Origin of the sequence: Micromonospora sp. NPDC051296 (assembly GCF_040682255.1) — a bacterium.
Lineage (GTDB): Bacteria > Actinomycetota > Actinomycetes > Mycobacteriales > Micromonosporaceae > Micromonospora > Micromonospora craterilacus.
The window spans coordinates 1-6,150 of sequence record NZ_JBFBAO010000391.1 but is presented as its reverse complement, the minus strand read 5'-3'; the positions used below and the strand labels follow the sequence as shown (position 1 = coordinate 6,150).

Annotated in this window: 5 protein-coding genes and 1 pseudogene; 2 read left to right on the top strand and 4 right to left on the bottom strand. The window is 72.0% G+C overall.

All coding sequences use genetic code 11. The features are described from left to right. Positions 1-131: pseudogene (locus AB0M52_RS28820) on the top strand (acyl-CoA desaturase); the annotation flags it as partial. Between the two features lie 17 nt (positions 132-148). Here the strand turns inward: AB0M52_RS28820 and AB0M52_RS28815 are convergent. The 4 genes from AB0M52_RS28815 to AB0M52_RS28800 all read right to left on the bottom strand — a co-directional run bounded on the left by AB0M52_RS28815 (position 149) and on the right by AB0M52_RS28800 (position 5,025). Next, a complete protein-coding gene (locus tag AB0M52_RS28815; protein ID WP_363960167.1) occupies positions 149-1,573 on the bottom strand; it encodes a DEAD/DEAH box helicase in 1,425 nt (474 codons plus the stop codon). Positions 1,574-1,802: 229 nt separating this feature from the next. Beyond that, complete coding sequence (locus AB0M52_RS28810; protein WP_363960164.1) at positions 1,803-2,996, bottom strand: FAD-dependent oxidoreductase; 1,194 nt, start codon at positions 2,994-2,996, stop codon at positions 1,803-1,805. Between the two features lie 93 nt (positions 2,997-3,089). Beyond that, positions 3,090-4,034, bottom strand: a complete 945-nt coding sequence (locus tag AB0M52_RS28805) for an RNA polymerase sigma-70 factor (protein ID WP_363960161.1) — start codon at positions 4,032-4,034, stop codon at positions 3,090-3,092. A gap of 130 nt (positions 4,035-4,164) precedes the next feature. Further along, the gene (locus AB0M52_RS28800) at positions 4,165-5,025 is read right to left on the bottom strand and encodes an aldo/keto reductase (protein WP_363960158.1); all 861 of its coding nucleotides are present in this window, start codon (positions 5,023-5,025) and stop codon (positions 4,165-4,167) included. Positions 5,026-5,163: 138 nt separating this feature from the next. Between AB0M52_RS28800 and AB0M52_RS28795 the strand changes: the two genes are divergently transcribed. After that, on the top strand, positions 5,164-6,078 hold the full coding sequence (locus AB0M52_RS28795) for a LysR family transcriptional regulator (protein WP_363960155.1): 915 nt from the start codon (positions 5,164-5,166) through the stop codon (positions 6,076-6,078). Positions 6,079-6,150 lie beyond the last annotated feature (72 nt).

The window sequence follows — 6,150 nt, the reverse complement described above, 5'->3', positions numbered from 1 at the left end:
TCGTGCAGGCCTACTGCGCCGAGATCGGCGTCGCCTACGAACAGACCAGTCTCGTCGCCTCGTACCGCCAGGCCCTGCAACATCTGCACGAGGTGGGCGCACCCGCACGTGCCGAACACGCGACGCGCTGACTCCGCGGTTGCGGCAGCTACCTGGCGCCGCGGCCGGTACCGATCCGGCTCCCGGCGGAGAAGGCGACCACCCCGGACGCTCGCCGGGTCGGCGATGCCGCCGGGTTTCGGCCACTGTGTGCCGTACCCGGCTCGCGTGACCGGGTCTGACGCGGCTCGGGCGCAGGCTGGCCGGCGGATCCGCGCCGCCGGTCGCGACGCGGTGCCTTCTCCACCGTCCGGCCGCCGTCCACCGGAGCCGGGACCGGCGGGTGGACGAGCGTGCGTGGGCCCGGGGCGATCTCGTCGAGCAGTTGATGCCCGGGCCGCAGTCGGGTGGTCGTCGGCGCGATGCCGGCCTGGCGGGCGAGTTGGCGGACCCCGGCGACCTGGTCGGCGGTCATGAGGGTGACGACCGTGCCGGTCGCGCCGCCCCGTGCGGTCCGCCCGGACCGGTGCAGGTACGCCTTGTACTCGGCCGGCGGGTCGGCGTGCACGACGAGCGCGACGTCGTCGACGTGGATGCCACGAGCGGCGATGTCGGTCGCGACCAGCGTCGTCACGTCGCCGTTGGCGAACGCTTGCAGGTTGCGGCTCCGGGCGCCCTGCGCCAGGTTGCCGTGCAGCTCGGTGGCGGGGATGCCGGCCGCGACGAGCTGGCGGGTCAGTGTCTTCGCCCGCCGCTTGGTGCGCGCGAAGACCAGGGTGCGGCCCGGTGCGGCGGCGAGGTCGACGAGGACGGCCAGCCGGTCGTGGTCATCGATGTGCAGCATGTGGTGCGGCACGTCCGCCGGCGCTGCGGCGGAGTCGACGCTGTGGGTCACCGGGTTGGTGAGGTAGCGCCGGACGAGGACGTCGACGCCGGCGTCGAGGGTCGCCGAGAAGAGCAGCCGCTGACCCTGCTTCGGGGTCCGGTCGAGCAGCCGCCGCACGGTCGGCAGGAAGCCGAGGTCGGCCATGTGGTCGGCCTCGTCGAGCACGGTGATCTCGACTGCGTCGAGGCTGGCATGGCCGCTGTCGACGTGGTCGGCGATCCGGCCCGGGCAGGCGACGACGATATCCACGCCCGATCGCAGGGCGTTGATCTGGCGACGGGGGTCGGTACCGCCGAAAACGGTCAGGGTACGCAGGGACATGGCCATTGCCAGCGGGGCGATCGACGCCTCGATCTGGGCGGCGAGTTCACGGGTCGGCGCGAGTACCAGTGCGCGGGGTCGTCCCGGACGGCGCGGCGCGGCGCTCGCGGCGAGCCGGGCCAGCAGGGGCAGCGCGAACGCGTAGGTCTTGCCCGACCCGGTGCGTCCCCGGCCGAGGATGTCGCGGCCGGCGAGGGCGTCGGGAAGGGTCGCGGCCTGGATCGGGAACGGCGCGGTGACGCCTCTTGCGGCCAGTGCCCGCACGAGCGGGACGGGTACGCCGAGTTCCTCGAAGGTGGGAGTGGTGCGAGGGCGGCGTGCCGCCATGGAATCTCCGAACGTGGAAGTGTCAACTGCCCGGCGCTGGCCGGTGCCGTTTGCGCTGGTGACCGGAGTCGGATCCGGCAGGGGCAGAGCGGAACGGTGGAACATGTCCAGGCTACCTGACCGCCATCCGGGCCATGCCGGACGGCGTGGCCCGGCGGCCCGCGTCGCCGCCTGGACCGGCTGCGAAGTGGGCGCGCTCGCATCGAGGGCGCCCACTTCACGTCGTGCTCTATGCCTGCGCCTTGACGGCCGAGCCCGCGGCGGCCCGGTCCCGGGTGGCGCGGCGCCGGGTCGGCAGCCCCAGCGTCGGGTTGGCGACGCCCCAGGCGGCGCCCTTGCAGACCAGCTCCTTGTAGACGGCGGCGAGCCGCCCGGTCAGGACCGCCGGCACGGCGCGGTCGTCGGCGGTGACGTACTGGATCAAGCCTTCTTTGCGGCCCAGTGAGATGCACTGGTTGAAGTAGCGGATCGGTGCGTTCGGGAGCTTCGTGCCGGTCACGCGGGCCGCGATCGCGTCGGCGGCCTGCCAGGCGGTCGGGGTTCCCGAGGCGCACGACATCCGCAGCGGCTTGTCCCCGGGGCCGATCACCATGGCCGCGTCGCCGATGGCGTAGACGTCGGGGTGGGAGACCGAGCGCATGGTCCCGTCGACCACGATCTGGCCGGTGCCGGTGACCTCCAGGGCGGTCTTCTTCGCGATCGGGTGGACCGCGAAACCGGTGGTCCACACGGTGACCGCGGCCGGGATGGCCTTGCCGTCGGCGGTGGTGACGCGGTCGGCTTCGACGCTGGTGACGGCGGCGTGCTCGTACACGGTGATGCCGAGCGTGCCGAAGACCTTCCGCAGGTGCGCGCGGCCCTTGGGCGAGAGCCAGTCGCCGAGTCCGCTTCGGGCGGCGAGGGCGACGTCCAGGTCCGGGCGGGCCTCGGCGATCTCGGTCGCGGCCTCCAGGCCGGTCAGGCCGCCGCCGACGACGACCACGGTCTGCCTGGCGTCGAGGCGGGCCAGGCGCTCGCGCAGCCGGAGTGCTCCGGGGCGGCTGGCGATCTCATCGGCGTGCTCGGCGGTCCCGGGAACGTGTTGGGTGTTCCAGCCGCTGCCCAGGGCGTAAACGAGCGTGTCGTAGGCGAGTTCTTCGGCGCCGTTCGCGTCGGTGACGGCGACGGTCTTGCGGTCGACGTCGACGAAGGTGACCTTGGCGAGCCTCAGTTCGACGCCGGTGCCCGCGAACATCTTGCTGAACGGCCGGGCCTTGAGGTCCTGGCCGGTCGCCAGCTGGTGCAGGCGGACGCGTTCGACGAAGTCGGGCTCGGCGTTGACGAGGGTGATGGCGACGTCCTCGCGGCGAAGCCGCTTGGCGAGGCGGCCGGCGGCGACGGCTCCGGTGTATCCGGCTCCGAGGACGATGATGCGGTGCCGCATATCCGTGCTCCTGTCCTACGCGGGTTTGCCACCTGAACCGGGCAGCCCGCCGTTTGCTGACAGGAACGCGATGTGAAGAACCTCATATCGCGGTCAGAAGGCGCTGAACAGTGGCTCCCCGTGGTCGGCGGCCGCCCAGCGCGCGGTCGCGCGGTCGAGCTTGTCGGGGTTGACCTGGTTGCGGATCGCGACGATGCCACCGGCGGTCAGCTCCAGGCACATGACGCCAACGACCCGGCCATGCACGACGGCCACGACGGCGGGATCGCCGTTGGCGGTCCACGCGTAGACCTCGGGCGAGCCGCCGATCAGGGCCCGCTTGGCCGCGCCGGGTTTGACCAGGCCGCGCAGGAACTTCGCGACCGCGACGGCACCCGCGAACGCCTTGGCGCGGGCCGGGACCTTCCCGCCGCCGTCGCCGATCGAGATGGCGTCCTCGGTGAGCAGGCGTACGAGCGGCTCGATCTGACCGCTGGCGGCGGCCGCCAGGAACTCCTCGACGATCCGCCGGGCGGCGGCCTCGTCGACCTCGGTGCGGGGCTTGCCGTCCGCGACGTGCTTCTTGGCGCGGTGAAAGATCTGCTGGCTGGCGGCCTCGGTGATGTCGAGGATCTCGGCGATCTCCCGGTGCGGGTAGTCGAAGGCCTCCCGCAGCACGTACACGGCCCGCTCGTTGGGTGAGAGGCGCTCCATGAGGGTGAGGACCGCGTACGACACCGATTCGCGCTGTTCGGCGGTGTCGGCCGGGCCGAGCATCGGGTCGCCGGCGAGCAGCGGCTCGGGAAGCCATTGACCCACATAGGTATCGCGGCGTGCCCGCGCGGAGGTGAGCTGGTTGAGGCACAGGTTGGTGAGGACCTTCGTCAGCCAGGCCACCGGGACCTCGATGCGGTCGACGTCGGCGGCCTGCCAGCGCAGGAACGTCTCCTGCACGGCGTCCTCGGCCTCCCCGGCGGAGCCCAGGAGGCGGTAGGCGATGGCCTCCAGACGCGGCCTGGCAGCCTCGAACCGGTCGACGTCGTTGGCCGTCAGGGGCATGGCCCGATCGTAGGCGTCCGTGACGACCTGATCGCCGGACGGGCGGGCGCGATGCGGAAGTGCATGGCCTGCCAGCCGACTGCGGCCCCACCACACGGCATCGATGGTCGTGTGGTGGGGCGGCCCGCCGTCAGGGCTGGTCGAGGCGAGCGAGATGCTCGGCCGACAGTTGGAGGTCGGCCGCGGCGACGGAGTCACGGATCGTCTCGGGGCGTGACGAACCCGGGATCGGGATCACGCCCGGTGCCTTCGCCAGCATCCAGGCCAGGCAGACCTGTTGCGGGCTGACCCCGTGCTCGCCGGCGACCTCGGCGAACACCGCGAACCGCGAACCCAGGGCGCCGGCGTTGGAGATGCCGCCGAGCGGACTCCAGGGCAGGAACGCGATACCGAGTTCCGCGCACAGCGCCAGTTCCGGTTCGCTGGAGCGGAAGGCGGGCGAGTACTGGTTCTGGACGCTGACCAGCCGGCCACCGAGGATCTCGTTGGCGAGCACGATCTGCTCGGGGTCGGCGTTGGAGATGCCGGCCATCCGGATCTTCCCGGCGTCGAGCAGGTCCCGGATGGCGCCGACGGAGTCCGCGTACGGGACCGCGGGGTCGGGCCGGTGGAACTGGTAGAGGCCGATCGCCTCGACGCCGAGTCGCTTGAGGGACGCCTCGCAGGCGCTCTTGAGGTACTCGGGCGACCCGTTCCGCGTCCACGAGCCGTCGCCAGGGCGCAGGTGACCGCCCTTCGTGGCGATCAGCACGTCGGACGTGTCGCCGCCATAGGTCGCCACGGCGCGGGCGATCAGCGACTCGTTGTGGCCGACGTCGTTGGCGTACAGGTGGTAGGCGTCCGCGGTGTCGATCAGCGTGGCACCGGCGTCCAGCGCGGCGTGGATCGTGGCGACCGAACGCTGCTCGTCGGGCCGGCCCTCGATCGACATCGGCATGCCGCCGAGACCGATCGCGCCGACGGCGATGTCACCGATGCGGCGGGTGTGCATGGAGGCTCCTCCTCGAAGCGGTGCGGATTCGACGCGCGCGGAGGTTCCCCCGCAGCGCACGGGTTCCAGCCTCCACCCCGATGGCTAAGCTGTCCAACAGAAGAATCTGATTCCGGCAATCGGTGTTGGTGATGAATCGTGGAACTACGCCAGCTCGAGTACTTCGTGGCGGTCGCCGAGGAGCGGCACTTCACCCGGGCCGCCGAGCGGATGCACGTGGCGCAGTCCGGTCTGTCGACGTCCATCCGTTCGTTGGAGCGTGAGCTGGGCGCCAGTCTCTTCGTCCGCAACACCCGCAGCGTCGAACTGACCAACGAGGGCCGAGCCCTGCTCACCCAGGCCCGGCACGCCCTGGCCAACGTCGCCGCCGCCAAGGACGCGGTCGCCGCGGTACGGGGACTGCTGCGCGGCACCCTGGCGGTCGGCACCCTGCAGTGCCTCGGCGCCGTCGACCTGCCGGCGACCCTGGCCCGGTTCCACGCCGCCCACCCCGGTGTCGAGATCCGGCTACGGCAGGGCGGATCGCCCGACCTGATCGAACGCGTCCGCACCGGCGACCTCGACCTGGCGTTCGTCTCCGCGCCCGCGAGTGCGGTGCCCGGCGTCGCGCTGGCCCCGATCCGCGCCGAGCCGCTGGTGCTGGCCTGCGGCCCGGCCCATCCGCTCCGGGACCGCTCCGGAGTCGACCTGGGTGACCTGTCGGGTGAGACCTTCGTCGACTTCTCCCCCGGCTGGATCAGCCGGGACGCCGTCGACCAGGCGATGGCCGCCGCCGGGGTCGAACGGCGGGTCGCGTTCGAGGTCAACGACGTGCACTGGCTGCTCGATCTGGTCAGCCACGGGCTGGGCGTCGCCGTCGTACCGCAGATCTTCACCACCAAGCGGACCACCGCGCGCTTCGTTCCCGTCACCGACCCACCCCACTGGCACCTCGCCGTGGCGACCGCGAGCGGACGGCATCCCAGCACCGCCGCGACCGCACTACTCTCCCTCGATGGCATCCGGCCCACGCCGGGCCCGGCTCCGGCCGTCCGGGACGCAAGCGGGCTTTGATCGCCTCCTGCCGGTTGACCCGGGTCATGCCACACCATCGGCTATAGTTCGCCGCATGGCGAACTATCGGAT